This is a genomic window from Devosia rhodophyticola, from assembly GCF_028816475.1.
GTDB lineage: Bacteria > Pseudomonadota > Alphaproteobacteria > Rhizobiales > Devosiaceae > Devosia > Devosia rhodophyticola.
Map to the genome: position 1 here is coordinate 2,703,417 of NZ_CP118247.1, position 25,567 is coordinate 2,728,983.

The window sequence follows — 25,567 nt, forward strand, 5'->3', positions numbered from 1 at the left end:
AGGCTGATGAGCAAGATTACCAGTTTGACTGTGCATGATTTGCGGTTTCCGACGTCGGCGGCGCTGGACGGCTCGGATGCGATGAACCCTGATCCGGACTATTCGGCGGCCTATGTTATTTTGGGCACCGATGGCGCGCATGAGGGCCATGGGCTGACTTTTACCATCGGTCGGGGCAACGAAGTTGTGTGTGCGGCCATTGAAGCGTTGCGCGGGCGGGTTATTGGGCTGGAACTGGACTGGATAAGCGCCGATCCTGGCCGTTTCTGGCGGCATGTAACCGGGGACAGCCAGTTGCGCTGGATCGGGCCGGACAAGGGGGCAATGCATCTGGCGACCGGGGCGGTAGTCAATGCGGTGTGGGACCTTTGGGCCAAGGATGCGGGTAAGCCGGTCTGGCAGCTGGTGGCCGACATGACGCCGGAGCAACTGGTTTCGATTGTTGACTTTCGCTATCTCAGCGACGCGATCACGCCGGGCGAGGCCCTGGCGATATTCCGCAAGGCGGAGGCAGGCAAGCCTGAGCGGATGGCAACGCTGCGGGCGGAGGGTTATCCCTGTTACACCACCTCTGCGGGGTGGTTGGGCTACTCCCATGAAAAGCTGAGGCGGTTGGCAAGCGAGGCGATCGAGCAGGGGTTCGACCACATCAAGATGAAGGTCGGGCAGGATTTGGACGACGATATCAGGCGGCTGGAAATCGTGCGCGAAATTATCGGGCCGGAGCGGCTGTTGATGATCGACGCCAACCAGGTGTGGGAGGTCGATGAGGCCATCGACTGGGTCGGGAAATTAGCGCGGTTCGATCCCTATTTCATCGAGGAGCCGACAAGTCCCGATGATGTTTCGGGGCATCGTGCCATTCGCAAGGGGATTGCGCCGATCAAGGTGGCGACCGGGGAGATGTGCCAGAACCGAATCCTGTTCAAGCAGTTCATCAAGGACGGGGCGATTGATATCGTGCAGATCGATGCCTGCCGGATCGGCGGGCTGAATGAAGTGCTGTCGGTGCTGTTGATGGCCGCCAAGTTCGGGTTGCCGGTGTGGCCGCATGCTGGTGGGGTAGGCCTATGCGAATATGTCCAGCACCTGTCGATGATCGATTATCTGGTGGTATCGGGCAGCAAGCAGGGTCGGGTGATTGAATATGTCGACCATCTGCACGAACATTTCATTGATCCGTGCGTGATCCGGAATGCCGCCTACATGCCACCTGCGGCGGCAGGATTTTCAATTGAGATGAAACCGGCATCCATCGCTGAATATACGTTCTCGGCTTGATATCAGGCGGCGAAAGTGCGGTGAGTCGAGGCACGGAAATGGGCCTCGAGCGCGGCAATGGCACCGGGCGTGTCGCGGTTTTCGAGGGCATCGAGGACCTGCAGATGTTCGTCAATCGTATCAATGAGTTGACCGCGAAAGATTGAGCGCTGGTGCACACGGCGGGCCATCGAAATGTTTTCCTGCACGCGCGCGTGATTTTGCAGGATCGCCCGGTTTTCCAGCGCCTCGACAATATCGCGATGCATGCGGCGGTCAACGTAGGTAATCTGGGCCTGAGCCTCTTCAAATTCGACGGAGCCCTGGAGCTGGACGCGGCACTCTTCATGGCGTTCGCGCATGTTGGATAGCCACGCATCGGTCACCTGATCGCCAAAGGCGCGCAGAGCGTAGGTCTCGATCATGATACGGAACTGGTAGTTCTCGCGGATAAAGGCGACCTCGGGATAGATGATGCGAATGCCGGTACGCGGCTTGATCTCGACCAGACCAAATTCTTCAAGCAGGACCAGGGTTTCGCGCAGGGGCGAAAGCGAGATACCCAAAAGCTCGCACAGTTCATTCTGGGTTACGATCATACCGGCCGTCAGGGTGCCCTGCTGCAGCGCTTCGCGGAAGCGGCGGTAGCCTTCATTGCTTTGTTGTTCATTGTCGGGGCGAGAAATCTTATCCATCTGGCTAGCCTTAATTGCGCCGAGGAGATTGGTCCAGCATCCATTGTTAACATATCAACAGTCGTTTTGAAAATATCTTAGTGCTCTACAAGGTCCGTCGCCTATGGGATTATTCCGCGCAGACGTGGGTAATCCCACCAAAGTCTAGTGCCTGAGGCGATAAAAGGGCTTGTCGGCGCCCCGGTAATATTTCATCATCGACAAATAATATCTCAATGGGGCCGCTGGAGGATGTCGATGAAGATCACTGGGTTTACTGCGTGGTTGGTGGAAGCCGAGCCGGGGCCGAAATTCATCTGGCGCAATGGTTTGCCTGGTTCGCACGGTGATATCCCGCGCGGCAGCATGCCGCGCAAGGCAGTGATCCGGATGGAAACCGACAGCGGGATCGTCGGGGCAATTGAGATCGGCCGGGGCGATGCGGTGGTTGATCTGGTCCGGCGCCGCTATTCGGGATTTATCGGGGAGAACCCGCTATTGACCGAGCGGATGTGGAACCTGATGTGGGAAATCGACCGGGTCGAGGAAGTGCACATGCGCTCGCTGGGCCTGTTGGACCAGTTGTGCTGGGATGTGAAGTCGCAAGCGGCAAAAATGCCGATCTACCAGATGCTGGGCGGCAATGATCCAAAAGTGCCTGCCTATGCCTCGACGGTCACCTGGCCAACACTTGGAGAATATGAGCGCTATATCAAGATGAGCCGCGATCTCGGGTTCAAGGCCTTCAAGCTGCATGCGTGGGGTGATGTGAAGCGGGACATCGAGCTATCGACCAAGCTGCGTGAGTGGGTTGGGCCGGATGCCGATCTGATGTTTGATGGATCGGCTGGCTGGGACTATGTTGACAGTCTTGAAGTTGGACTGGCGCTGCAGGACCTTGGCTTCCTCTGGTACGAGGAACCGATGCGCGAATTTTATCTCGGTGCCTACGCCAAATTGTGTGAAAAACTGACGATCCCGGTTTTGGCTGCCGAAACTTCGGACGGCGTTCACTGGAACATGGCGAGCTGGATCGAAAACCGCGCGTTGGACATGACAAGGGTTTCCACTTTTTACAAGGGTGGCTTTACCGGTTCGATGAAGATTGCCCACATGGCCGACAGTTTTGGCATGCGGGCGCAGGTTCACGGCATGGGGCGCGAAAATGCGCAGCTGTGCGCGGCCATCGCCAACAATGACTATTACGAGCAGCTGGTCATGGACGAGGCTCAGATCAAGGGTCTCGACAAGCTTGGCCCGTTGGCCATTACTGATGGCTATCTCAATGTCACCGATGAGCCGGGATTGGGCTACAGTTTTGATTTTGACGAGCTGGATCGCAAGGCGCTGACCAAGGTGAGTGTTACCGAGAAAATCGAGTAGGGCGACGTCATGGCGAGTGTCGAACTCAAGGCAGTCACGAAATCATTCGGCCCGGTCAAGGTTATCGAGGGGATAGATCTCGCGATCGAAAAGGGCGAGTTCGTCGCTTTTGTCGGGCCGTCGGGTTCGGGGAAATCGACATTACTGCGCATGATCGCGGGTCTTGAGACTGTCACTGGGGGTGACATTCTGATTGATGGCAAGGACGTCACCTTCGCAGAACCCTCTGACCGGGGAATTGCCATGGTGTTCCAGTCATATGCGCTTTATCCGCATATGAATGTCTATGACAATATTGCGTTCAATCTGAAATTATCCAAGTTCGACCGTGCCGAGATCGACACTCGGGTGAAGGAGGCGGCACGCATTCTTCGGCTTGAGGAATTATTGTCGCGGTCACCTGCCCAGCTTTCGGGCGGGCAGCGCCAGCGTGTTGCAATTGGTCGCGCCATCGTGCGGCACCCCAAAGTGTTTTTGTTTGATGAACCGCTGTCCAATCTGGATGCGGCGCTGCGGGTGCAGATGCGGCTTGAGATCGAACGGTTGCACCGCGAACTCGGAGCGACAATGATCTATGTGACCCATGATCAGGTCGAGGCGATGACGCTGGCGGACCGGATCGTCGCGCTTGACGAGGGCGTCATTCAGCAGGTGGGTCCGCCGCTGGAGTTATATGCGGGGCCCAGCAACAAATTTGTCGCCGGGTTCATCGGCTCGCCAAAAATGAACATGCTGCCTGGCACTGTGCTGACTGTCGCCAATGGGGTGGCCAGCATTGGGCTGGACGCCAATAACGAGGCACGATTGGACCTGCCACTCAAGGGCGCCAACAAGGGTGACGCGGTTACCGTCGGTGTCCGGCCGGAGGGCCTCGAACTGATCGCGGCGGAGGATGCGGTGCCAGACGGTATCACCGCTCTGCCGGCACGCGTCGAGTCCGTCGAGCGGTTGGGCAATATCACCTTTGTCTATCTCGATGCTGGAGCACCTGACGTCGTCACAATTCAACTTATCGGACATTCACCCCTGACCAGTGGGAAACAGGTTCGGGTCGGGCTGCGGGCGGACCACGTCCACATCTTCAATGCCGGGGGCAGCGCAATCACCACGGCCAAGAACACCTAAGCCGGTGGGAAATCGGCGTATAACAGGAGGAATAACATGCATAAACTGAAAACAACGACGGCAGTTGCGGGCGGATTGGCGCTGGCAATGATGGCGGGTGGTGCCTTGGCACAGGATCAGGTGACGCTCAATATCTGGTCGGATACACCCCGCCTGTCGATGTTCGAGCTCTATGATCAGACCCATGACAATGTCACGCTGAACGTTACCACCGTGGCACCAGCCGATCTGATCGCCAAACTGCAACTGGCGATGCAGGCCAAGAGTGAAATTCCTGATGTCGTGTTCTTGTCCGATATTGGCTACACCGCACAATTGTCGACGCGGCGCTCCAACTATCTGATGGATCTGACCGACAAGGTGCCGCAGGCGCTGCAGGACGAATTTTATCCCAATGGCAATTCGCCCTGCGAGGTCAATGGCAAACTGTACTGCCTGCGCAACGACCTAGCCCACATGATGGTCTGGTACGACAAGCCATTGATGGAAAAGCTGGGCAAGGCGGTGCCAACGACCTACGCTGAATTCGAAGCGCTGGGCGCTGAATTGGGGCCTGAAGGCTATGTGCTGGGTTCGGCTGTAGAAGCCTTCCCACTCTATAGTTTCCTGGTGTCGGATGGTTGCGATATGGCCATGCCGGTCGAGGGCAAGCCCGACACGCTCAAGATTGATCTGACGACCGACAAATGCACCAAGCCAGCTGCCATGGTCGACGCCATGGTTGCCAATGGTAGCCTTGCCAAGGTTGGGCCATTCGAGCCTGATTTTGTCAATCTGGCCAAGACCGGCAAGGTGCCGCTGATCATCGGGCCAACATGGTTCGGCGAATATGTGATCAAGCCAACCTATGAATGGCCCGAGGGCACGTTGGCAGCTGCAATGCCGCTAAAGTGGGACGACCAGGACCAGCCATTGACCTGGAGCTGGGGCGGGGGCACCTATGGCGGCTGGAAAGACACCGCGCATCCCGATGAAGTGGTGGATGTTATCGAATGGATGGCTACCGACGTCGCCAACCAGACCGATGCTGTGACCTTGCCCGCCCACGAGCCTTCAGCAATCGCCTGGGGCGCCAAGCTCAAGGCTGACTCCTACTATGCCGACGCTGACGTGTTCGATGTGGAAGTTGGGTCCGCCAAGTACAGTCACCCCGGCTATGTCAGCCTGCGCTTCAGCGTTTCGGACGCCATTGCCAAGGTTATCACCCAAGGCATGGGTGGCGGGGGCACCGTTCTGGGTGCCTTGCCCGCACTACAAACCGAGCTGACCAATCTGGCCAAACTCAATGGCTATACGGTCGAATAGTTGAAAAACGAGGCGCCCTGAGTGCAGGGCGCCCAGCTTTCATACGGGGCGCAGAAACCTTCATGAGCCTAGCTACCAGCCCAGCATCCGCACAGCCAATGACCGCCAGCCGGGTAAAGCAGGAACGGCGCAAGGCGTTTCTTGACACGCGCATGTCGTATCTATTGTTGTTGCCCTATCTGCTCTTGCTGTTGATGTTTGGCCTGGTGCCGATTGGCTATGCGTTCGGCCTGAGTTTTTTCGACACCATCGACATGGTGTTCTGGGGCCCGACGAACTACCAGTTCGTCTTTGATGATTTTCGCGTGCCGGCCAGCGTCGTCAATGTGCTCACATTCGTTGCGATCTGGGTGAGCATGACGGTGATCTGCGTGGGGGCGCTGTCGCTCATGCTCGACAGCGTGGGGCGGCGAGCGGCAACGATGTTGCGCACCGTCTATTTCCTGCCGGGCGCAGTTACTTCATCAGCCATTGTTGTGCTGTGGCTGTTTGTGCTTGATCCGTCGGTCAGCCCCTTCCAGCCTATCCTGCAAATGGTGGGTTGGGTATCACGGGCTGATGTGATCTCGGGAATCGGGCTGGCGGGTGTCTTTGCGCTGATGGCGTATTTTTCGGCCTCGGGCGGATGGATCGTCGTGTTCGGCGGCGCCTTGGCGAGCCTGCCAACCGAGGTGATGGAAGCGGCGCGCATTGATGGCGCCAGCCGATTGCAGCTGGCGCTGCGCATCAAGCTGCCGATGATCTGGCGATCAATCGTATTGATGGGTATTTTGTCATTTGCCACGGGTCTACAATTATTCGTCGAGCCGCAATTGATGGGCATGGCCGGCACCCAATTTGCCCAGAATGACTGGTCGCTCAACCAGATGGCGTTTCAATATGCCTTCCGCATGGGTGATTTCGGGGCTTCGGCCGCGCTCAGCACTATGCTGGTGGGGTCCTCTATCGCCATTGCGCTGGTGATCGTTTTTGCCACCAATTTCTATAAACTCGATTGAGGAAGTGAGCTGATGGCCAGCCGTACTTTGCAGTCTCGCTTCAGTCTGGGTCGTTTTGTTGTCTTTGCGGCATTGGCGTTCGCCGTGTGCTTTTACGGCATACCGCTGCTGTGGCTGTTCATGGCAGGAACCCGCTCGGAAGCGTCGCTGTTTTCCGATACCCCGTTCACGATCGGCAGTTGGGCCGCGTTCAGCCAGACATGGACCAATCTGACCAGCTACAATAATTTCCAGATTGGAACCTGGGCCGCCAATTCTGCAATCTATTCGGTGGGTGGGGTGTTGCTGTCGCTGGTGGCGTCTATCCCGGGGGGATACGCGCTGGCACTTTCGGAATTTCCCGGACGCAAGCTGATCCTGATCATGACGATGATCGCGATGATCACGCCAAGCACGGCGGTGGTGCTGCCGATCTTTCTCGAGATGAACCTTTTGGGGCTCAACAACACTTATGCCGGGCTGATCCTGGCATCCGGGTTTTTCCCGTTTGGGGTCTATCTCGCCTATGTGTATTTTTCGACCTCGTTACCCAAAGGGGTGATGGATTCGGCGCGGGTGGATGGCTGCAACAGGTTTGAGTTGTTCACGCGGATTGCGCTGCCGTTGGCGCGTCCGATTGTGGCGCTGGTGGCGTTTTTCAGTTTTCTGGCGATCTGGAGCAACTATTTTTTGGCCTTCGTGCTGCTGAGCGACGACAAGCTCTACAATCTACCGGTGGGGCTGACGGCGCTGGTGAGTGGCTCGGGGGCGCTGAGCAATCTGCCGGCCAATGATGTGCCGATTAAAAAGCCGGAGGTCATTCTGGCGGCGATCATCGTGGTGCTGCCGGTATTGCTGATTTTTATCGTGGCGCAACGGTTTGTGCGCTCTGGAACGTTGTCGGGGGCAGAAAAAGGCTGAACCAGCCGCGCTTCTGACGGGAGGTCCGGCCCTGGCCGGATTTGGAACTGTTATCCGCATTGGGCGGGTAAAATACTGGGAGGACGAAGCAATGAACAAGAATTTCAATCGACGCTCCGTATTAAAAATTGGGGCCGGGTTAATGGCCGCCACCGCGCTGACGCCAAGCCTGGCGTTCGGGCAGACAGCCAATATCAATTATTGGCACACCTTTACCAGCCAGTCCGAATTTGCGGGGCTTGAAGAGGTGATGAAGCTGTTCAAGGCAGCGCATCCAGACATTGTGGTGACACAGGAGAATATTCCGAACCCCGATTTCATGGCCAAGATCACGGCGGCTGTTCTGGCTGACAGTCGGCCAAACGTGACGATGGTGTCGTCGGAGCGGTTTGCCGATCTGTTGGCTATGGGGGCGCTGACCGATATGACCGAGCGGCTCTCCAGCTGGGATAAACGCAGCGATTTCGATGATAGCCGGTTTGATTCAATCACCAAGGACGGCAAGATCTATGGTCTGCCCGCGTTCAGTTTTGTCGATTGGATGTATTACCGCAAGGACTGGTTCGAAGAAGCTGGCATTGCGCCGCCGACAACTTACGCAGAAATGCGTGATGCGGCGATTGCCATTACAGACCCATCCAAGGGTCGGTATGGGTTTGGGCTGCGCGGTGGTCCCGGCGGTCAGAACTATATCAACAATGTGATGGAAGCCTTTGGTTCACCCGTTCAGCAGGGCGACCAGATCGGGCTTGATCGGGACAAGGCGATTGAAGGCATCGCCTGGTTCTCGGGGCTGTTGACCCAGGACAAGGTTGTGCCGCCGAGCGCGCCAAATGACGGGTTCCGGCAGGTGATCGAAGGGTTCCAGACCGGACAGACTGGCATGATCTGGCACCATACCGGCTCGTTCCAGGATATTGCATCCAAGCTGGAGCCGGGGGTCGAGTTCGGCACCTTGGCGATGCCGGCGGGACCGGCGGCGCGAGTGGCGCGCCTGGCCTATGCTTATAACTCGATTACCAAGGACGAAAACGCGGATGCGTCCTGGGAGTGGATCAAGTTCTGGGGCGAGCCGGATGCGGCTATCGCGTTCCTCGACAAGACCGGCTATTTCCCCGCATCCAACTCGGCGTCGGCTGATCCGCGTATCGCCGATAATCCACTCTACAAGCCAGCGGCTGAAACGCTGGTTTTTGGCAGGCCGCAGCCTAGCTTCCCAGGGCTTGCCGGGTGGCTGGAAAGCGTTGTGCTGCCTGCCTTCCAGCGGGCGTTGATTGGCGAGGCTACCCCCGAGCAGGCCGTCGATGAAATGATCGATGGGTTGAACCAGGCCATCGGCTGACCGTGTGGGGCGGCCAAACCTGGCCGCCCCATAATCTGACTGAATGGCAGGAGCCGACATGACTTCCAATCCGCAATCCATAATGGCGTCGTCCAGACCGCTCTCGACCTGGGACCGGATCAATCCGGCGCGCTATATCGGCGAATTGTCGGAAACGCGGTTCTGGATGTATTTGCTGCTGCTGCCCAGCGCGCTGCTGATCATGGGCGTGGTGATCTATCCAACGCTTTATGGTTTTCAGCTGAGTTTTCGGGAGATGCGGTTGAACCGGCCCGATCTGGGTACGGACTGGGTGTTGCTCAAGCACTATCAACGGATGCTGTCGGACCAGATATTCTGGATTTCGCTGCGCAACACGGCGGTGTGGGTGACAGCGGCGGTGATAATCGAGTTCAGTGTCGGGCTTATCGCGGCACTAGCACTTAATCGTAATCTGCCCGGCACCAAGGTTTTGGCTGTCTTTATCCTGTTACCGTTTTTCCTGCCCAATGTGGTGGCCGGGCATATGTGGGCGCTGATGCTCGATCCGCGGCTTGGGGTGATCAACGATTTGTTGGTCAAAGTGGGGTTGCTGGGTGGATACAAGGCCTGGTTTGCCGATCCATCAACGGCGATGGCAGCGGCGATCATTGTTGAGGCCTGGCACAGTTTTCCGTTTTTCACGCTGCTGCTGCTAGCGGGGCTCAAGGGTGTTCCGAGCGATCTTTACAAGGCAGCCGACATTGACGGGGCAGGGTCAATCTCGCAGTTGCGATTGATCACCCTGCCGATGCTCAAGACAGTGATTGCGGCGGCAGTCATCTTGCGGGTGATCGGCCTGGTCAATTCGCCGGATCTGCTGCTGATCCTGACGAGCGGGGGGCCGGGACGAAGCACGCAGGTGCTGTCGCTCTATGCCTTCCAGACTGCCTACAAGGACTTCAACTTCGGCTATGCCGGGGCGCTCTCGGTCATCATGTTCATTTTCCTGATGATGTTTGCCTGGGTCTATGTCCGTCTCTCCAAAGTCAATCAGGATTGAACCATGGCTTTTGCACGTTCACGCTCAAAACTGGTCTGGGACATTGGCAGCTACGTGGTGCTGATCCTTCTGGCATTCATTTGTATCGCCCCGATTATCTGGACCTTCCTGACTTCGATCAAGCTGGAAGAGGATATCGTGACCCGGAACATGATCTATATTCCGACACGGATCACATTTGAGCACTATGTCAATTTGTGGAACCAGTCCGGATATCCGGTGCTGGTGATCAACAGCATGATCACGACGTCGGTCACGGTGCTCATCTGCATGTTGACCGGTACGATTGCGGCCTATTCGTTCTCGCGGTTTCATTTCCGCGGTCGTACGCAACTAATGCTGGCCTATCTCATTGTGCGGATGTTTCCGGCTGTTCTGATGATCGTGCCGCTGTTCATCGTCATGCGTCAGGTCGGGCTACTCGACAGTTCGGTGGGGCTGGCAGTTGCCTACACCAGCTTCTTGCTGCCGCTGTTTGTATGGATGCTCAAAGGCTTTTTCGATGCGGCGCCCAAGGAACTGGAAAGCGCGGCGCGCATTGATGGAACAACCCGATTAGGGGCGATGTTCCGCATTGTCATTCCGATTGCGCGCAATGGACTTCTGGCAACGGCTGTGTTTGTCGGCATTGCCGCGTGGAACGAATATCTGTTCGCCCTGATGCTGACAACCAGCCAGGGATCACGCACCTGGCCGGTTGGGCTGCAACTCATGGTCGGCGAATTCCAGCTGCCATGGGGCATGCTGGCCGCTGGCGGCATCATTTCCATCCTCCCCGTTATCGTTCTGTTTGCTCTTGTGCAGCGGGCGATGGTTGCCGGCATTACCGCCGGCGCAGTCAAAGGCTAGGAGCCCATCATGGCAACACTTTCCATCAAGGGCGTACGCAAGAGCTTTGGCTCGGTCGAAGTGCTCCACAATATTGATCTCGAGCTGGAGGACGGTGGCTTTCTGGTGCTGTTGGGACCTTCGGGGTGTGGGAAATCCACCCTGTTGTCGATCATTGCCGGATTGGAGCCATCGTCAGGCGGCGACGTGGTGATCGGAGATCGCACTGTCAATGACGTGCATCCCAAGGATCGCAACATAGCCATGGTGTTCCAGTCCTACGCGCTTTATCCAACCATGTCGGTGCGGCGCAATATTGGCTTCGGGCTGGAGATGCGCCGGGTTGACACCAGCAGTCGCGAGGACGCGATTGCCCGGGCGGCGGATCTGTTGCAGATCTCGCATCTGCTCGACCGCAAGCCGGGGCAGCTTTCGGGTGGGCAGCGCCAGCGTGTCGCCATGGGGCGGGCTATCGTGCGTAACCCCGACCTATTCCTGTTCGATGAGCCGCTTTCAAACCTTGATGCCAAGCTGCGCGTGGAAATGCGCACCGAGATCAAGCGGCTGCATGACCGGCTGGGGACCAGCGTTGTCTATGTCACCCATGACCAGGTTGAAGCCATGACGCTGGGCACCAAGGTTGCGGTGATGAAGGGTGGGGTCATCCAGCAATTGGCTGATCCGCAGACCATTTATGAAAAGCCGGCCAACATGTTTGTGGCGGGTTTTATCGGCTCACCGACGATGAACTTTTTGACCGGCACGCTGGAGCAACACAATGGCGGGCTGGCCCTACACCATGGTAGCGCCGTTCTGGCGTTGACGGACATTGAGCCGGGTGCCGAGGCATTTGTTGGCAAGCAGGTGGTGGCCGGTATTCGCCCCGAAACCTTCAGCAAGGGGGAAGGACCCAGTTCACTGACCGGCACCGTTGATGTGGTGGAGCCGACCGGCCCCGACACGATGGTAGTGCTTGATGTGGGTGGGCAGATGATTTCGGCGCGACTGGGTTCGCGTGAGCGACCCCATCCGGGCGAACCGATGACCCTGAATGTCGATACCAGCGCGCTTAATCTGTTCGATCCCGACACCGGGAACCGCATTTAAATCCTGAAAGGCACGACAAATGAAAGATCTGCGCATCAAGCGCCTGACGGTGCACGAATATAAATGGCAGCAGCGCGACCTGAGCTTTGATTACAACGGCTTCAACAATGTCTACCTCAAGGGCGCAACGACCGAGCATACCGATTATGTTTTCACAATCGAAACTGAAGCGGGCGTTACCGGTGAATATGCTGGGGGGTCGGGGTTTCCTATGCCCAGGTGGGCATGGCGGCGCGTTATCTGATTGGCAAGAATGCGCTGCATCGCGAAGTGATCTGGAACGATCTGAAGCGTGCCCTGCGCAAGCATGACCGATTTGGCATGGGGCCTATCGACTGCGCGCTATGGGACATTGCCGGCAAGGTTTATGGGGCGCCCATATCTGAACTTTTGGGCGGCTGGCGCAAGACGCTACCCGCCTATGCCTCAACCTATCATGGCGACGAAAACGGTGGGCTGGACAGTCCCGAGGCGTTTGGCGAATTTGCGTTGCAATGCAAGGAAATGGGCTATCCCGCCTATAAGATTCATGGCTGGGGGAATGGCCCGGTCGACCGCGAAGTGGCTGCCGTTCTAGCAACCCGCAAGGCGGTCGGTGATGGCATGGATCTGATGATAGATCCGGGCTGCGAATATGAAAACTGGAGCGATGCACTCAAGGTGGGCAAGGCCTGCGACGAAGCCAATTATTTCTGGTACGAGGACCCCTACAAGGATGGCGGCCACTCGGCCTATGCGCACAAGAAACTGCGCCAGATCATCAAGACACCAATTCTTTTGGGCGAGCATGTGCGCGGTCTTGAGTTGCGTGTCGACCAGCTTATTGCCGAGGGCACCGACTATGTACGCGCTGACGTTGATTATGACGGTGGCATTACGGGGGTGATGAAGCTGGCCCACGTTGCCGAAGGGTTTGGGGTGGATTGCGAGATCCATGCGCCGGGCCATGCGCCCCGACACTGCATGTCGGCCATTCGCAACACCAATTATTACGAGTTGGGGCTGGTCAATCCCAAGGTTGCCGGACCCAAGGCACAATGCCCAATCTTTGCCGACGATTATTCCGACGATCTGGATGCAGTGGATGCCAATGGCTGCGTGCCGGTGCCCGATGGGCCGGGGCTGGGGATCAACATCAATTGGGACTGGCTGAAAAAGAACGAGACCGGCAAGGTCGTATACGAGTAGCACCATGAAAAACCCTGTTGAAGACGTGCCGTTTATCCATGCGCAAAAAAAGCAGGGACTGCCGAAATGGGCGTTATTGCAACGCCAGATTTTCGCGACGCTGGACGTTGCAGCGATTGAATTTGCGGACCGTTATACGCGCAGCGACGGCACGCTGATCTGGCGGGAAGAATGGCCGGGCATGGATGGGTCGGACGATCCCTATGAGGGGTTCATGAACATGCCGCTCTATTATGCGCTGGGGGGCAGCAAGGCGGTTTATGAGCGGTCACGGACTATCTGGGACGGGATCACCTGGCAATGGACTGAATATGGGCAAATTCATCGCGAGTTCGATGCCTATTATGACTGGATGCATCACGGCGAGAGCAACCTGTTCTTCTATTTCTTTGGATTGGCTGATCCGGCGGTGGCCAAGGATCGACAGCGGACGAAGCGCTTTGCCGGGTTTTATAATGGCGAGGATGCAGAAGCGGCCAATTATGACGTTGAAAAGCGTCTGATCCAATCGCCGATCACCGGCAGTCGCGGGCCGCGTTGGGTCCAGACGGGTGAGGACTGGTCGACGCATCGGGAAATTCTCGACAATTACCTGCCGCCATTTGAAGATTTGCCGGGGATTGATCGCTATGCCGCCAAGACACCCTGGTCGGATGACGCAACTTATGCGGCGATATTGGAGCGGATAAATGCGCGCCAATCCCGTGGCGATGTACCGCTCAGTCTGACGGCGACATCGCTGATGACCCATGCATTCTTGTATGGCGGCGAGGAAAAGTACCGCGAGTGGGTGCTGAATTATCTGGCGGCTTGGGAGGAGCGCACGGCGCGCAATGGCGGCATCATTCCCGACAATATCGGGCTGTCAGGCGAAATTGGCGAATATAATGATGGGAAATGGTGGGGCGGCTATTATGGCTGGCGCTGGCCGCACGGTTCGTTTTCGATCCAGGAGCCACTGTGCGTGGCGTGCTGCAATGCGGCAGCGCTGACCGGAGACATGAGTCAACTTGATCTGGCGCGTGGGCAGATCGACATGCTGTGGTCGCTGGGCAAGGACGACAACGGGCACTGGGTGGTGCCGAACCGGCACTATGATGAGGGGTGGCGCGACTATCGGCGAGTGCATCCAATGTATGCGGTATATCTATGGAACCTGTCGATGGACGAGGCCGATGCTGAGCGAGCTGAGCGCGGCTGGTCGGCGGAATATTTCGATAATGTCAATCCGGCCTACAATGGCTATGGCGTGACCAATGGCGGCCATATGGGGTTCAATGGGAACACCGCGCAATGGTTCGGGTTCATGCGCGGCAAGGACGCGGATTATCCCGAAAAGCTGCTGGAAGCCAATCTGGCAACGATTGCCAGCCAGATCGAGAATTTCCGGAAGCCGGAAAATGATCCGCTGACCATGGATCATTATCGGGAATCCATGACCATTCATATGTGGCAGCAGTTGACACCGATGATCATCGAGGGGTTGGCGCAGCTAACGCTGGGCGGGCCGATGCATGTCTATCATGGCGGGTTGCAGCACGCGCGGCTCCGCTATTTTGATGCGGACACCCAGCAGCCGGGGCTGCCACCGGGCGTGGCAGCGCTGGTGGACAAATTGGGCGCGGACAGTGCCGAAGTAACGCTATGCAACACAGACCTTTTGGCGGCGCGTGAGGTGATCGTGCAGGCAGGAGTGTTCGGCGAACACGCGTTTACCTCTGTCAAGGCAGTCGAAGAGGACGGGGATGTTGTCGAATTGAGCGGTCGTTGGGTGCGGGTCTTGTTGGAGCCAGGGGCGACCACACGATTGCGGTTTGGCATGGTGCGCTTTGCGCGAGCGCCGTCGTACGATACGCCCTGGGTCAAATCGGCGGGTGCGATTGCACCGTTGCGAGGGCGGAGGCTGGATGAGGTTTCAGGTTAGAAAAACGCTGTGAAAGTCTGGGCACCCATATAGATTGCGACGATAATGACGAGGCTGGCGAAGGCCACATTCAAAACCCCCTTCCTTTCAGAAAGCGCGACCGCGGCACGGGTTCCCAAGAGACCTCCGATTAGTCCGCCGCCGATGAACAGGGCAGCCAGGGGCCAATCGACGAGGCCAGAGAAGGCATAACTGAGGGCGGTGGTCAGCCCGAAAGCCGTGACGGCGACGAGGGATGACCCGATGGCATTCAAGATCGGCATGCCGGTCGAGGCGACAAGGCCGGGAACAATCAAGAAGCCGCCACCAATGCCAAAGAAGCCGGAAAATGCGCCCGTCAGACCGCCATATCCTAAGACTTTGGGGGCTTTTTCCAGATTGCAGGTTTCGCCGGGGGTGCCGGGATTTCGTCGCGAGCGGAACATCAGCGCGCCGACGATCGCCATCAGAAGGGCAAACAGGAACAGGAGTTTTTGCCCGTCGATGGCTTTGCCCAGGAGCGATCCAAAGAAGGCGCCGACGACGCCGGCTGCCGTGAACATGGCGGCGCACCGCCAGATGACGTTGCCGCGGCGAGCGTGGGACACCAGATTCATCGCGGCATTGGCGGCGACCGCGAAGGCGCTGGTGCCGATGGCAACATGGGCGACCGGTACGCCCACCACATAAACCATTAGCGGGACGGCCAGAATGGAGCCGCCGCCGCCGAAAAGGCCCAGCGTGAAACCGACGAGGCTGCCAGACATCACGCCCAATAAGTACTGGAAGGGCTCAAGGAACATGGTGCGACTTTCGGGTTGGGCTAACGGGTCGCTTTATAGAGGCTGCCGGCGCGGCCGCCAGAACGGCAATAACCAAGGATGGGGCCACCGGCATCGGCCTCGGCTTGCTGAAAGCGAATGAGTTGCCCTTCGGTGAGGGGGCCTGAGACGGGAATGTGGAAGGCCTTGAGGCCTGCAACTTCAGCCGCCCTGGCGATGTCGGCAAAGGCGGGTTGGCCAGGGTCTTCATTGTCGGGGCGGGCGCAGATGATGGCCTTGAAGCCGGATTGGGCCAAGGCCGCGAGATCATCTGGCTGGATCTGGGCTGCGGTTGCGAAGTGGTCGTCCACCTGCTGGATTTTCATGGGGTTGGCTTTCTGTCGAAGGGAAATCAGAGGCTATTGATGGGGACTTTGAGGTAGGTCGTGCCGTTGTCTTCCTCGGGCGGCAGTTTGCCGGCGCGCATGTTGACCTGCAACGAGGGAATAATCAGTTTGGGCATCGACAGGGTTTTGTCGCGGGCTTCGCGCATTTTGACAAAAGTGTCCTCATCGGTGCCGTGGCCGACGTGGATATTGTGGTCACGCTCGGCGGCGACGGTGGTTTCCCACTGGATGTCGCGGCCATTGGGGCCGTAGTCGTGGCACATGAACAAGCGCATTTCGCCCGGCAGCAGCAGGAGCCGCTGGATGGAGCGATAGAGCGTGCGTGCATCGCCACCGGGGAAATCGGCACGGGCCGAGCCGCCGTCGGGCATGAACAGGGTATCGCCCACAAAAGCCGCGTTGCCTATGACATGGACCATGTCGGCGGGTGTGTGGCCGGGGGTGAACAGGGTGTGGGCGGTTAGATTGCCGATCTTGTAGGTGTCGCCCTCCTTGAACAGGCGATCGAACTGGGAGCCGTCACGCTGGAAATCCGTGCCTTCGTTGAAAATCTTGCCGAAGGTGTCCTGGACGAGACAAATCTGGTCACCAATGCCGAGCTTGCCACCCAGTTTCTGTTGGATATAGGGGGCGGCAGAGAGGTGGTCGGCGTGAACGTGGGTTTCGATCAGCCATTCGAGGCGCCAATTATTGTCGCGGATATGGGCGATGATCTGGTCGGCACCGTCAAAGGTCATTTTGCCGGCGGCGTAATCGAAGTCGAGGACGGAATCGATCACCGCGCAGGCAGTGGAGGCCGGGTCCTTGACGATATAACTGATCGTGCTGGTGGCGGTGTCGAAGAAGGACACAACTGTGGGACTCGTCGTCATGTCAGGGACAAAAGGGATGGGCTGAAGCGTGGTCAATTTGTTTCCTTTCAATTGAGCGAGGGTTGCGGGGTGAGGGAGCGGGTCGACAATTGGGTCTTGCGCAGTCGGCTGACCAAAATCATGGCAACGAGCATGGCGGCGACGAACGCAAAGGGTGATGGCTCACCCAGGCCGAGTGCAGGAATGGCGCCGCCGGGGCAAAAACCGGCAATGCCCCAGCCGATGCCGAACAAGGCTGATCCACCAATCAGGGGCAGGTCGAGTTCGCGGCTGGTCGGGAGATGGAATTTTATGTCAAGAAGTGGTGATTGCTTTTTGAAGACCAGACGGTAGCCGAAAAATGTCACGGCGAATGCTGAGACCATGACCACGAGAAGGCTGGGGTCCCATGTGCCGAGGGGATCGAAGAAATTGAGTACTTTGGCTGGATTGCTCATGCCGGAGATCACGATACCCGCGCCAAATACGAGGCCGATCAGGGCCGCAGACACTATGGATCGCATCAAAATCCTCCCAGTACATGGCGAACGACAAACACCGTCGCAAATGTTGCGGCCATGAATACGACCGTCGCGGTGATTGAGCGAGGCGAAAGGCGGGCATTGCCGCAAACGCCATGGCCGCTTGTGCAACCACCTGCAAAGGATACGCCAATTCCGACGACAGCGCCGCTGAAAAGTACCGCCCAGAGGGGTGAGTCGCTGGCAAACTGGAGGGATTGTCCGGGCAGGTTGATGAACAGCAGTGGGGCGGCAATGGCCCCGACAAGAAAGGCCAGACGCCAATTCTTGTCCGAACCTGCGGTTGAAAGCGCGCCAGAGACAATGCCGGTCATGCCCGCAATGCGCCCGTGAATGGCCATCAGTGCGACGGCAGCCCCGCCAATAAGCACCCCGCCCAAAAGGGCCTGCCAGGGAGTAAAGTCTGTTATCATTTTGTTTGTGCCGCGTTATAGGTTGAAGGCTTACATCAGCGCCGCCGATATTTGTTGCATTAACATATTCGAATGTTCTAATATGTCAACCATGGACGTCAAGGAACTTGAACCCAGGGCCGAAGAGGCCGCATTGTTGCTCACCGCTATGGCTAACACCAAGCGGTTGTTGATCCTGTGCAATTTGCTGGGTGGCGAGCGCAGCGTCAGTGAATTGTCTGAACTGGTGGCATTGGAGCAATCGCCCTTGTCGCAGCATCTGGGGAAGTTGCGGGCGTTGGGGCTGGTCAGAACGCGGCGCGATGGGCAATCCATCCGCTACAGTCTGGCGTCCGATAATGTGACGAAGGTGCTTGAGGCGCTCTATGATATTTATTGCGCGCCAGAGTCGTGAGCCGGTCGGCAAGTTTGCCGCGCAAGTGCGCTCCATCTCCCAAGTATTGCAAAATTAGGAAAATGAGATGCCGAACCGCGAGCAGAACAAGGCAAACGCCATCGCGTTCTATGAGATGATGTTTAACGACTGCGATCCGCGCGAGGCCATCGCGCGCTACACGGGAGTCGACTACATTCAGCACAATCCGCATGTAGCCACCGGCAAGGATGGTTTTATCGACTATTTCGAGCGAATGCAGAAAGAATGGCCGGATAAGCACGTCGAGGTAAAACGCGCAATTGCCGAGGGCGACATGGTGGTTCTGCATTGCTTCCAGCATTGGCCAAACGACCACGACTATGCAGGCATCGATATTTTCCGTTTCGATGAGAATGGCAAAATTGTCGAGCACTGGGATGTACTGCAGGTGGTTCCGGAGCACTCGGCAAATCCCAACGGCATGTTTTAGCGGCCCGTCCGGTCAAGCGCCCCGGAAGGTCTCGTCCACGGCGCAAAGGACTTGCAAAAGGCTTATTATTAGGACTATAGATTTTGAAGGGTGGATGCTGCGAGGGACGGTTCGCGTGAATAAAGAGCAGATCAAGCCGTTTCAGATTCTGCGTGGTAGTCGACAGCCGCTTTATATGCAGGTTGTCGATCATTTTCGACAGTATTTGCGCGCCGGTGTGTGGGCACCCAATGATGTGTTGCCGTCGCTGGACCAGTTGACCCACGATTTGGGCGTCGCGCGCGTGACCATTCGGGACGCGATCAAGATACTGGCGGACGAGGGACTGCTGATTGCGGCGCGTGGGCGCGGTACAATTGTGACGGAAAAAGCCCGCGGACACCGGCCGCTCAAACTTGAGACCAATCTGGAGCGGTTGAGCGCCAGCCTTCAGCACGACCGGCCTGATTTTTCCAATATTGAAGAAGGCATTGAGATGCCGGTTGTCGGCCCCGATTTAGGCCTGCTGGCGCCGTCGTACAACTACATCAAACGTGTGCACGTGCGCGACACGCTGCGCTATTGTGTGATCCGGCTGTATCTCGATAGCGACCTGTTCAATCGCGCGCCGGAGCGGTTTCGTCGTGAACTGGCTGTGCCCGTGCTTAATGAACTGGCCGACGCGGATATTATCTGGGTCAATCAGTTGGTCCGTTTCGGCAAATGCGATGAGGAAACCTCGCAAATGCTGAAGTATCCGGCGGGGGACCCGGTGGCGCATATCCGGCGCGTGCTACGCAATCAGGCAGACCGGATCCTATATTATGCGGACGTTACCTACCGCGCCGATATCCTGGAAATCGACACGGAGGAGCATCGTGACTAGATTTGCCCGGGTCGAAACCTTCGTGTTCCGCTATCCAATTGAAACGCCGGTGCGGACCGCGTTGGGGGTCATGTATGATCGACCAATGGTGCTGGTAGCGGTAACGGACCGCAACGGTATGACCGGCTTTGGCGAAATCTGGTGCAACTATTCAGCTGTCAGTCCCGAGTATCGCGCAAGGATTGTTGATCAGATCCTAGCGCCGCTCCTGTTGGCGAGTAAATTGGAAACCCCGGCCGAAATCAGCGAATTTCTGCGCCAGAAAACCCACCTGATGGCGTTGCAGTCGGGTGAGCAGGGGCCGTTTTCGGCAGCGATTGCCGGCCTCGATATTGCACTCAATGATTTGACAGCGCGGCAAGCGGACATGCCGCTTTGCGCTATGCTGGGCGAATTCAGAGAGCATGTGCCGATTTATGCGAGCGGCATCAATCCCGAACGACCCGAGGAGGTAGTGAGCGCCTTTGCGCGGCTTGGTTATGGCGCATTCAAGGTTAAGGTCGGGTTCGGCCAAGAGCTCGATTTGCGCAATTTGTCAGCCGTGCGGGCGTTGGGGGACGATTTTGTTTTGGCCATTGATGCCAATCAGAATTGGGATTTACCGACTGCTACAAGCATGATGAATCTGACGGCCGAGTTCGATCTGGCATGGGTTGAGGAGCCGATGGCGGCGGACCGGCCAACCGGGGATTGGGACGCGCTGGCGGCGGCGACCAACCAAAAGCTGGCGGCGGGCGAGAATTTGACCAGTTGGGAGCTGTTGGAAGCCGCCATTGCCAAAGGGATTTTATCAATCATTCAGCCTGATGCTGCCAAATGGGGCGGGATCAGCGGGTGTCTCGCGGTGGCGCGCAGCGCTCAGCAACATGGCCGCCAATATTATCCGCATTATCTCGGTGGCGGGATCGGGTTGATTGCCTCAGCCCATCTGCTGGCGGCGGCCGGTGGCGATGGGTTGCTCGAAGTCGATGCCAACCCCAATCCCTTGCGAAGCGCTTTTGCCGATCAATTTTTGCAGGAACCGCATCGCGGAATGCAACTGACAAATCGCCCAGGGCTAGGATTTGAACCGGATCTGGAGCCATTTTCGAGCTATTCCACCCATTATCGGTCGGTTGAACTCAACTGATAAGTTGGCTCGACAAATGCCGGTAAAGACGCAATTCTCTGAGTCATAATTGAGGAGGGGGAGTTCCGGATGAAGATCACGGACATAAAATGCGCCGTCATTGCCAGCAGTCCTGTAATCCGCATTACCACGGATGAAGGAATTACCGGGTGGAGCCAGATCGAGACACCCAAGCCCTATCTGCAGCCCATCGTGATGCAGCTGAAAAGCTGGCTAGTGGGGCAGGACCCGGTCAATGTCGAACGGGTGGTCAAACGCATCCGGGTACGGGGTGGTTTTAAACCATGGGGCGCAGCTGTCAGCGCCATTGAAACCGCGCTCTGGGACATTGCAGGAAAGGCCGCAAATGTTCCCGTCTATCGCTTGTTGGGCGGCAAGGTGCGCGATCAGGTGCGTACCTACCGCACGCTTTATCATCATGAAGCAGGTGTGGGGCACACGCCGGAGGACTATGTGCGTTGGGCAGAATATGGCAAGGCGCTGCCGGAAGGCTTCACCATGTTCAAGCTGCCGACCTCGTTTCACTCGTCGATGGTTTCGGACATGGAGGGGTTTCACTATGGCGCCGTCCAGAAGGATGCGCCGTTTCCTTATCCGCACAAGGGGCTGATAAGTCAGTTGGGGTTCGAACATCTGGTTGCCTGCGTGACGGCCGCCAAGGAAACGCTGGGCAAGGGGATTGGTCTGGCGGTGGATGCCGGGCCGGGATATCTGGCTCATGACGCACTGCGTTTTGCCAAGGCAATGGAGCCGCTGCATCTTTTGTGGGTCGAGGACATGATTACGGGTGATTATTCGCCGTTCGTCAATCCTGATGTTTTCCGCGAAGTCACCCGCGCGACGACGACGCCGATCCATACCGGCGAGCAGATATATCTGCGGCAGAACTTCAAGGCGTTGATCGAATCCCATGCGGTCAATGTTGTTGGTCCCGATCCTTGCGATTGTGGCGGTATCGCCGAACTCAAGTGGATTGCCGAATATGCGGATCTGCACGGCATCGCCATTGCGCCGCACGGAACGGCCAATGGCATTTTGGGATTGGCGGCGCTAATTCAGGTTTGCGCGACGCTGCCCGACAATTTCATCGCCTTTGAGTTCCCGGCACGATTTGAGTCATTCTGGTACGATATTACCGAGGGCTTTGACGGGGTGCCGGTCAAGAATGGCATGATTGATGTGCCGGATCGGCCGGGGCTTGGGGTCAATTTGATCCCTGAGGCGGCTCGCAAGTATCTCTCCGAGGAAGATGCCGATTTCTTCGATTAAGGAATCAAAGCTGAAGCTCGATCCAGGCGGGCGCGTGGTCACTCGCGTCTGCTTGGCCACGGACTTGCCTGTCGATGCCACCGGTTTTTAGCGCCTTTGCCAGATCGCGGCTCAATAAGAGGTGGTCGAGTCGCAGGCCGGCATTTCGCGGCCAACGGTTTCGCATGTAATCCCAGAAGGTATAGAGCGTTTCGTCTGGATAGAGGGCGCGCAGGGCGTCGGTCCAGCCCTGCGCGAGCAATTGTTCGAATTGAGCACGGGCGGCCGGCTGGACCAGCGCATTGTCGCGGTATGAGGTCGTGAGGTAAATGTCGCGGGGCTGGGGGACGATGTTGTAGTCGCCCGCCAGAACCACCGGCAGGCCGGTGTCGAAAAGTTCGGAGGCATGGTTAGTGAGGCGATCGGCCCAGGCCAGCTTATAGGCATATTTGGGGCCTGGTTGCGGATTGCCGTTGGGTGCGTAAAGTGAGGCGATCAGGATGCCGTTGACGGCCGCCTCGATGTAGCGCGCCTGATGATCATCATCGTTGCCGGGCAGGTTGGTGCGCGTGAGAACTGGCTCGCTGCCGCGCGCCAGAATGGCCACGCCGTTCCAGGACGATTCGCCCTGCCAGACGGCGGCGTAACCCGCGTCTGCGATGGCGGTGGCGGGAAACTGACGCTGGCTTGCCTTGAGCTCCTGCAAACAGACAATGTCGGGCGCGGCGTCGGCAAGCCAGGCCATCAGATTGGGCAGGCGGCGGTTGATGCCGTTGATATTGTAGGTGGCGATTCTCACGGAGCGATGCGCCGGACCCATTCATCAAGGCTTTGCGCGATGGTTTGAAGATGATCGGCGGTTGAAAATCCCGAAATGGTTTTGCGCGGCTTGAGGTCGTGGTCGCCATCCTCGAGCAGTTCGACTTCAATGGTTGGGGCGAGATCGTAGCTGGCGATTTCTTCGGGCGAGCCGAACGGGTCACGGGTTCCCTGATAAATCATGGTTGGGGTTTTGTGCGTGCGCAGGTGTGCGGTGCGCAATTGTTGTGGCCTTTCTGGTGGGTGAAAGGGGTAGCCGAGGCAAACCAGTCCGGTGATGCGACCAGCAGCGAGAAGGTCGTCTGCGACCATGCTGGCGACGCGTCCACCCATAGACTTGCCGCCGATAATCAACGGTCCGTTGGTCGGGCCGAGATCGTCGACGGCGGCGATGAATTCGGGCATTACCCTGTCGGCGCGTGGTGGTGGTTTGCGGCCGGCAACGGTGCGTCGGCTGGCCATGTAAGCGAACTCGAAGCGGGCGACGCGAAAATTCTGTTTGGCCAGCGCATCGGCGGTCGCAGTCATGGACGCGGAGTCCATCGGGGCGCCTGCGCCATGAGCCAGCAGCACCGTTACACGCGCATCGTGGGGGCCATTAAACAGGAAATGGGTTGCCATTAGCCCGTGGTCCCGTCGCGGGTGGTTTTTTCGGCAAGACTTATGCCAGCGCGAGCGCGGCGTGCCCAGTCCGAGCTTTGATCGAGTTGCAGGTAGCTCCGCCACCAACCGCTGGCGCTGTTGAGGTTCCCGGCGTCATATTCGAGTGCGCCCAGATTATAAACGGCATCGGCAAAGGTGGGATCAAGTGTTGCGGCCTTGATCAAATGCTGTCGGGCGGCGTCAATGCGGCCCATATCTCGGAATAAACCGCCATAGTTGAACCAGGCTTCGATGAACAGGGGATCGCGCTTAAGGGCGGTCGCATAGGCCAACGCTGCTCCCTCGATATCATCAAGTTGACGCAGACAGTTGCCCAGATTGAAGGGGGCGGTGGCGTCGCTGGTGTCGATGGCGGAACAGTGTTGGTAGAGCGAGGCCGCTTCGGCATAAAGTTCGGCGGCTTCAGCGTTTTCTGCCAGTCCGAAATAGTCCTCTGCTTCGTCGTCGGTTTCGGGCAGGTCCAATAGCCGTTGCCCGCCGAGCTCGGCCAATGAATGGTTGTCACTGGTCAGTATCTTGTCGGCCCCGGCATGAAGGGTGAGCGCGGTCAATGAGCCGACCGGGCCGATCTGATGAACGGACCGAGCGATGGCACTCCAATTGGCGCCCGAGGCAATAAGCCCGGCGTATTTTTTGGCCAGGATGACATCACGGAAGGAAAAAGGTTCGGCGTGGTGCTCGAATGCATCAAGGAGGGTCAAAAGATCAAGAACAGGGGCGCTGAGCCGGGATTGATCAAGTAGTGCCTGGCGGTCGATGTTGGCGGGCGGCGTTTCGGGCAGCGTGCCGAGGGTCTTCAGAAATCCGTTTTCGCTGAGCAATCTGGCCCCATTGGCTCGTGCCGCTTCCAGCCGCGTTTCCAACTCGGTTTCGCTCAGGCGCGTCAGGAGCGTTCGGCCAACGACGATTGTAGTGGTGCCACGGGTAAAGTTGCGATGCAGGCGGCCGCCAAGTGCGGTGACGCGTTTGGCCGCGAGGCGCAGCGGAAAGGCGCTCAATGCCCCGATGACGCCAAAACTTTGCCCGCGCAAATGCATGGGACGTCAGGCTTTCTTCTTGGAGGCCGCCTTGGGCGATGCGGCCTTGCTGGCTTCGAGAGCGGCCTTGAGTGATGCCTTGGCCGGCGAAGTTTTGGCGGGCGTGGCCTTCGCAGGTGCCTTTGCCTTGCTTTTGGCGGCAGGTTTCGCATCGCCCAGACTTGCCTTGAGCGCGTCCATCAGATTGATGACGTTGCCGCGTTCGGGAGCGGCGGCGATGATCGGATTATGGCCTTTGAGCTTTTCGCGGATCATGGACATGAGTGCTTGCTCATACCGGTCCTCATAATCCTTGGGATTGAAGGGTTTTACCTTCTGTTCGATGAGTTTTTCGGCGAGTTCGAGCATTTCGGGATCGGGCTTGCCGACCGGAATGTTGTCAAAATATTCGGTGGTACCGCGCACTTCATTGGGGTTGCGCAAAGTTGTTACGAACATGCCGTTTTCGCGGGCACCAATAGTAATAACGCGCTCGCGGCTGGTCATGACCAGTCGGGCAACGGCGACCTTGCCGCTTTTGCGCAAGGCCTCGCGCAGAACAACGAACGTCTCTTCGGCCATGGCGCCGTCAGGGGCCAGATAGTAGGGCGTATCCTGATAGAGAACATCGACTTCGCTCTCGTCGACGAACGCCTCAATGTTCATCGTGTGGTTGGATTCGATGCGTACTGCATCCAGATCCTCGTTTTCGATGATAATGTATTGTTTGGGTTCGTACTCATAGCCACGCACCAGATCAGAGCGCTCTACCAGCCCCAGTTCAGGATCGACCGGCTTCATGTTGATGCGGTTGTGGGTTTCCTTGTGCAGCTGATTGAAGCTGATGCGCTCCGACGCGCTGGTTGCGGGAAACAGTTTAACTGGACAACTTACAAGGCTCAGCCTCAGTTGACCCTTCCAACTCGCTCGTGGCGCCAAGGCAGCCTCCTGTACGCGAACTCTGCTGAATCATT

The 25,567-nt window shown here is 57.7% G+C and carries 28 protein-coding genes; 18 read left to right on the top strand and 10 right to left on the bottom strand.

Annotation, left to right across the window (positions count from 1 at the left end):
• Positions 1-6: 6 nt before the first annotated feature.
• Positions 7-1,281: an L-fuconate dehydratase gene (locus PSQ90_RS13255; protein WP_282210767.1), complete on the top strand. Its 1,275-nt coding sequence runs from the start codon at positions 7-9 to the stop codon at positions 1,279-1,281.
• Between the two features lie 2 nt (positions 1,282-1,283).
• Here the strand turns inward: PSQ90_RS13255 and PSQ90_RS13260 are convergent, their stop codons facing one another.
• Positions 1,284-1,955, bottom strand: coding sequence for a GntR family transcriptional regulator (locus tag PSQ90_RS13260; protein WP_282210768.1), 672 nt, complete (start codon positions 1,953-1,955; stop codon positions 1,284-1,286).
• A gap of 237 nt (positions 1,956-2,192) precedes the next feature.
• Between PSQ90_RS13260 and PSQ90_RS13265 the strand changes: the two genes are divergently transcribed.
• The 12 genes from PSQ90_RS13265 to PSQ90_RS13320 all read left to right on the top strand — a co-directional run bounded on the left by PSQ90_RS13265 (position 2,193) and on the right by PSQ90_RS13320 (position 15,055).
• A complete protein-coding gene (locus tag PSQ90_RS13265; RefSeq protein WP_282210769.1) occupies positions 2,193-3,317 on the top strand; it encodes an enolase C-terminal domain-like protein in 1,125 nt (374 codons plus the stop codon).
• A 9-nt stretch (positions 3,318-3,326) separates the two neighbouring features.
• On the top strand, positions 3,327-4,442 hold the full coding sequence (locus PSQ90_RS13270; RefSeq protein ID WP_282210770.1) for an ABC transporter ATP-binding protein: 1,116 nt from the start codon (positions 3,327-3,329) through the stop codon (positions 4,440-4,442).
• A gap of 36 nt (positions 4,443-4,478) precedes the next feature.
• Positions 4,479-5,747 (top strand): ABC transporter substrate-binding protein, encoded by a 1,269-nt coding sequence (locus tag PSQ90_RS13275; RefSeq protein ID WP_282210771.1) that lies wholly within the window; start codon positions 4,479-4,481, stop codon positions 5,745-5,747.
• Positions 5,748-5,809: 62 nt separating this feature from the next.
• Entirely contained in the window at positions 5,810-6,745 is a 936-nt protein-coding gene (locus tag PSQ90_RS13280) for a carbohydrate ABC transporter permease (RefSeq protein WP_282210772.1), read from the top strand.
• 12 nt (positions 6,746-6,757) lie between these two features.
• Entirely contained in the window at positions 6,758-7,645 is an 888-nt protein-coding gene (locus PSQ90_RS13285) for a carbohydrate ABC transporter permease (protein ID WP_282210773.1), read from the top strand.
• Positions 7,646-7,736: 91 nt separating this feature from the next.
• The gene (locus tag PSQ90_RS13290) at positions 7,737-8,987 is read left to right on the top strand and encodes an ABC transporter substrate-binding protein (protein ID WP_282210774.1); all 1,251 of its coding nucleotides are present in this window, start codon (positions 7,737-7,739) and stop codon (positions 8,985-8,987) included.
• Positions 8,988-9,045: 58 nt separating this feature from the next.
• On the top strand, positions 9,046-10,008 hold the full coding sequence (locus PSQ90_RS13295) for a carbohydrate ABC transporter permease (protein ID WP_282210775.1): 963 nt from the start codon (positions 9,046-9,048) through the stop codon (positions 10,006-10,008).
• A gap of 3 nt (positions 10,009-10,011) precedes the next feature.
• Positions 10,012-10,857 (top strand): carbohydrate ABC transporter permease, encoded by an 846-nt coding sequence (locus tag PSQ90_RS13300; protein ID WP_282210776.1) that lies wholly within the window; start codon positions 10,012-10,014, stop codon positions 10,855-10,857.
• Between the two features lie 9 nt (positions 10,858-10,866).
• The gene (locus PSQ90_RS13305; RefSeq protein WP_282210777.1) at positions 10,867-11,943 is read left to right on the top strand and encodes an ABC transporter ATP-binding protein; all 1,077 of its coding nucleotides are present in this window, start codon (positions 10,867-10,869) and stop codon (positions 11,941-11,943) included.
• A gap of 19 nt (positions 11,944-11,962) precedes the next feature.
• The gene (locus tag PSQ90_RS13310) at positions 11,963-12,187 is read left to right on the top strand and encodes a hypothetical protein (RefSeq protein ID WP_282210778.1); all 225 of its coding nucleotides are present in this window, start codon (positions 11,963-11,965) and stop codon (positions 12,185-12,187) included.
• Positions 12,169-13,131: an enolase C-terminal domain-like protein gene (locus tag PSQ90_RS13315; RefSeq protein WP_282210779.1), complete on the top strand. Its 963-nt coding sequence runs from the start codon at positions 12,169-12,171 to the stop codon at positions 13,129-13,131. Before PSQ90_RS13310 ends, PSQ90_RS13315 begins: the two co-directional genes overlap by 19 nt.
• Positions 13,132-13,135: 4 nt before the next feature.
• A complete protein-coding gene (locus tag PSQ90_RS13320; protein WP_282210780.1) occupies positions 13,136-15,055 on the top strand; it encodes a hypothetical protein in 1,920 nt (639 codons plus the stop codon).
• On the opposite strand, the gene PSQ90_RS13325 is transcribed toward PSQ90_RS13320, so the two are convergent.
• Genes PSQ90_RS13325 through PSQ90_RS13345 form a run of 5 tightly spaced genes read right to left on the bottom strand, consistent with a single transcriptional unit; the run spans position 15,052 to position 18,008 of the window.
• Positions 15,052-15,837, bottom strand: a complete 786-nt coding sequence (locus PSQ90_RS13325; RefSeq protein WP_282210781.1) for a sulfite exporter TauE/SafE family protein — start codon at positions 15,835-15,837, stop codon at positions 15,052-15,054. The two genes, PSQ90_RS13320 and PSQ90_RS13325, sit on opposite strands and share 4 nt — an antisense overlap.
• Positions 15,838-15,857: 20 nt before the next feature.
• The gene (locus PSQ90_RS13330; RefSeq protein ID WP_282210782.1) at positions 15,858-16,181 is read right to left on the bottom strand and encodes a TIGR01244 family sulfur transferase; all 324 of its coding nucleotides are present in this window, start codon (positions 16,179-16,181) and stop codon (positions 15,858-15,860) included.
• Positions 16,182-16,207: 26 nt separating this feature from the next.
• Positions 16,208-17,074 carry an MBL fold metallo-hydrolase gene (locus tag PSQ90_RS13335; RefSeq protein ID WP_282213069.1) on the bottom strand — a complete coding sequence of 289 codons (867 nt, stop codon included), beginning with the start codon at positions 17,072-17,074 and terminating at the stop codon, positions 16,208-16,210.
• Positions 17,075-17,121: 47 nt separating this feature from the next.
• Positions 17,122-17,577: a DUF6691 family protein gene (locus PSQ90_RS13340; RefSeq protein WP_282210783.1), complete on the bottom strand. Its 456-nt coding sequence runs from the start codon at positions 17,575-17,577 to the stop codon at positions 17,122-17,124.
• The gene (locus PSQ90_RS13345) at positions 17,577-18,008 is read right to left on the bottom strand and encodes a YeeE/YedE family protein (RefSeq protein ID WP_282210784.1); all 432 of its coding nucleotides are present in this window, start codon (positions 18,006-18,008) and stop codon (positions 17,577-17,579) included. Before PSQ90_RS13345 ends, PSQ90_RS13340 begins: the two co-directional genes overlap by 1 nt.
• 82 nt (positions 18,009-18,090) lie before the next feature.
• Between PSQ90_RS13345 and PSQ90_RS13350 the strand changes: the two genes are divergently transcribed.
• The 5 genes from PSQ90_RS13350 (at position 18,091) to PSQ90_RS13370 (ending at position 22,116) form a co-directional block, all read left to right on the top strand.
• On the top strand, positions 18,091-18,402 hold the full coding sequence (locus PSQ90_RS13350) for an ArsR/SmtB family transcription factor (protein ID WP_282210785.1): 312 nt from the start codon (positions 18,091-18,093) through the stop codon (positions 18,400-18,402).
• Positions 18,403-18,469: 67 nt separating this feature from the next.
• A complete protein-coding gene (locus tag PSQ90_RS13355; protein WP_282210786.1) occupies positions 18,470-18,853 on the top strand; it encodes a nuclear transport factor 2 family protein in 384 nt (127 codons plus the stop codon).
• 115 nt (positions 18,854-18,968) lie between these two features.
• Positions 18,969-19,718: a GntR family transcriptional regulator gene (locus PSQ90_RS13360; RefSeq protein WP_282210787.1), complete on the top strand. Its 750-nt coding sequence runs from the start codon at positions 18,969-18,971 to the stop codon at positions 19,716-19,718.
• A complete protein-coding gene (locus PSQ90_RS13365) occupies positions 19,711-20,847 on the top strand; it encodes a mandelate racemase/muconate lactonizing enzyme family protein (RefSeq protein WP_282210788.1) in 1,137 nt (378 codons plus the stop codon). The genes PSQ90_RS13360 and PSQ90_RS13365 overlap by 8 nt, the downstream gene beginning before the upstream one ends.
• Positions 20,848-20,916: 69 nt before the next feature.
• Positions 20,917-22,116 (top strand): mandelate racemase/muconate lactonizing enzyme family protein, encoded by a 1,200-nt coding sequence (locus tag PSQ90_RS13370; protein WP_282210789.1) that lies wholly within the window; start codon positions 20,917-20,919, stop codon positions 22,114-22,116.
• A gap of 4 nt (positions 22,117-22,120) precedes the next feature.
• Here PSQ90_RS13370 and PSQ90_RS13375 read toward each other — a convergent pair whose 3' ends face one another.
• The 4 genes from PSQ90_RS13375 to ku are packed head-to-tail and all read right to left on the bottom strand — an operon-like array spanning position 22,121 to position 25,532.
• Complete coding sequence (locus PSQ90_RS13375; protein ID WP_282210790.1) at positions 22,121-22,894, bottom strand: exodeoxyribonuclease III; 774 nt, start codon at positions 22,892-22,894, stop codon at positions 22,121-22,123.
• Positions 22,891-23,535 (bottom strand): alpha/beta hydrolase family protein, encoded by a 645-nt coding sequence (locus PSQ90_RS13380; protein WP_282210791.1) that lies wholly within the window; start codon positions 23,533-23,535, stop codon positions 22,891-22,893. Before PSQ90_RS13380 ends, PSQ90_RS13375 begins: the two co-directional genes overlap by 4 nt.
• Positions 23,535-24,614, bottom strand: coding sequence for a tetratricopeptide repeat protein (locus PSQ90_RS13385; protein WP_282210792.1), 1,080 nt, complete (start codon positions 24,612-24,614; stop codon positions 23,535-23,537). Before PSQ90_RS13385 ends, PSQ90_RS13380 begins: the two co-directional genes overlap by 1 nt.
• A gap of 6 nt (positions 24,615-24,620) precedes the next feature.
• Positions 24,621-25,532 (bottom strand): non-homologous end joining protein Ku, encoded by a 912-nt coding sequence (ku, locus tag PSQ90_RS13390; protein WP_282210793.1) that lies wholly within the window; start codon positions 25,530-25,532, stop codon positions 24,621-24,623.
• Between the last annotated feature and the right edge of the window lie 35 nt (positions 25,533-25,567).

Excerpts from the sequence above, each read along its gene's own strand:
- PSQ90_RS13330 (WP_282210782.1), bottom strand. The coding sequence starts at position 16,181 with ATGAAAATCCAGCAGGTGGACGACCACTTCGCAACCGCAGCCCAGATC.
- PSQ90_RS13270 (WP_282210770.1), top strand. The coding sequence starts at position 3,327 with ATGGCGAGTGTCGAACTCAAGGCAGTCACGAAATCATTCGGCCCGGTC.
- PSQ90_RS13325 (WP_282210781.1), bottom strand. The coding sequence starts at position 15,837 with ATGTTCCTTGAGCCCTTCCAGTACTTATTGGGCGTGATGTCTGGCAGC.
- PSQ90_RS13385 (WP_282210792.1), bottom strand. The coding sequence starts at position 24,614 with ATGCATTTGCGCGGGCAAAGTTTTGGCGTCATCGGGGCATTGAGCGCC.
- PSQ90_RS13345 (WP_282210784.1), bottom strand. The coding sequence starts at position 18,008 with ATGATAACAGACTTTACTCCCTGGCAGGCCCTTTTGGGCGGGGTGCTT.
- PSQ90_RS13275 (WP_282210771.1), top strand. The coding sequence starts at position 4,479 with ATGCATAAACTGAAAACAACGACGGCAGTTGCGGGCGGATTGGCGCTG.
- PSQ90_RS13335 (WP_282213069.1), bottom strand. The coding sequence starts at position 17,074 with ATGACGACGAGTCCCACAGTTGTGTCCTTCTTCGACACCGCCACCAGC.
- PSQ90_RS13320 (WP_282210780.1), top strand. The coding sequence starts at position 13,136 with ATGAAAAACCCTGTTGAAGACGTGCCGTTTATCCATGCGCAAAAAAAG.
- PSQ90_RS13295 (WP_282210775.1), top strand. The coding sequence starts at position 9,046 with ATGACTTCCAATCCGCAATCCATAATGGCGTCGTCCAGACCGCTCTCG.
- PSQ90_RS13285 (WP_282210773.1), top strand. The coding sequence starts at position 6,758 with ATGGCCAGCCGTACTTTGCAGTCTCGCTTCAGTCTGGGTCGTTTTGTT.
- PSQ90_RS13370 (WP_282210789.1), top strand. The coding sequence starts at position 20,917 with ATGAAGATCACGGACATAAAATGCGCCGTCATTGCCAGCAGTCCTGTA.
- PSQ90_RS13290 (WP_282210774.1), top strand. The coding sequence starts at position 7,737 with ATGAACAAGAATTTCAATCGACGCTCCGTATTAAAAATTGGGGCCGGG.
- PSQ90_RS13315 (WP_282210779.1), top strand. The coding sequence starts at position 12,169 with ATGGCGGCGCGTTATCTGATTGGCAAGAATGCGCTGCATCGCGAAGTG.
- PSQ90_RS13265 (WP_282210769.1), top strand. The coding sequence starts at position 2,193 with ATGAAGATCACTGGGTTTACTGCGTGGTTGGTGGAAGCCGAGCCGGGG.
- PSQ90_RS13310 (WP_282210778.1), top strand. The coding sequence starts at position 11,963 with ATGAAAGATCTGCGCATCAAGCGCCTGACGGTGCACGAATATAAATGG.
- PSQ90_RS13340 (WP_282210783.1), bottom strand. The coding sequence starts at position 17,577 with ATGCGATCCATAGTGTCTGCGGCCCTGATCGGCCTCGTATTTGGCGCG.
- PSQ90_RS13255 (WP_282210767.1), top strand. The coding sequence starts at position 7 with ATGAGCAAGATTACCAGTTTGACTGTGCATGATTTGCGGTTTCCGACG.
- PSQ90_RS13305 (WP_282210777.1), top strand. The coding sequence starts at position 10,867 with ATGGCAACACTTTCCATCAAGGGCGTACGCAAGAGCTTTGGCTCGGTC.
- PSQ90_RS13280 (WP_282210772.1), top strand. The coding sequence starts at position 5,810 with ATGAGCCTAGCTACCAGCCCAGCATCCGCACAGCCAATGACCGCCAGC.
- PSQ90_RS13350 (WP_282210785.1), top strand. The coding sequence starts at position 18,091 with ATGTCAACCATGGACGTCAAGGAACTTGAACCCAGGGCCGAAGAGGCC.
- PSQ90_RS13355 (WP_282210786.1), top strand. The coding sequence starts at position 18,470 with ATGCCGAACCGCGAGCAGAACAAGGCAAACGCCATCGCGTTCTATGAG.
- PSQ90_RS13260 (WP_282210768.1), bottom strand. The coding sequence starts at position 1,955 with ATGGATAAGATTTCTCGCCCCGACAATGAACAACAAAGCAATGAAGGC.
- PSQ90_RS13300 (WP_282210776.1), top strand. The coding sequence starts at position 10,012 with ATGGCTTTTGCACGTTCACGCTCAAAACTGGTCTGGGACATTGGCAGC.
- PSQ90_RS13380 (WP_282210791.1), bottom strand. The coding sequence starts at position 23,535 with ATGGCAACCCATTTCCTGTTTAATGGCCCCCACGATGCGCGTGTAACG.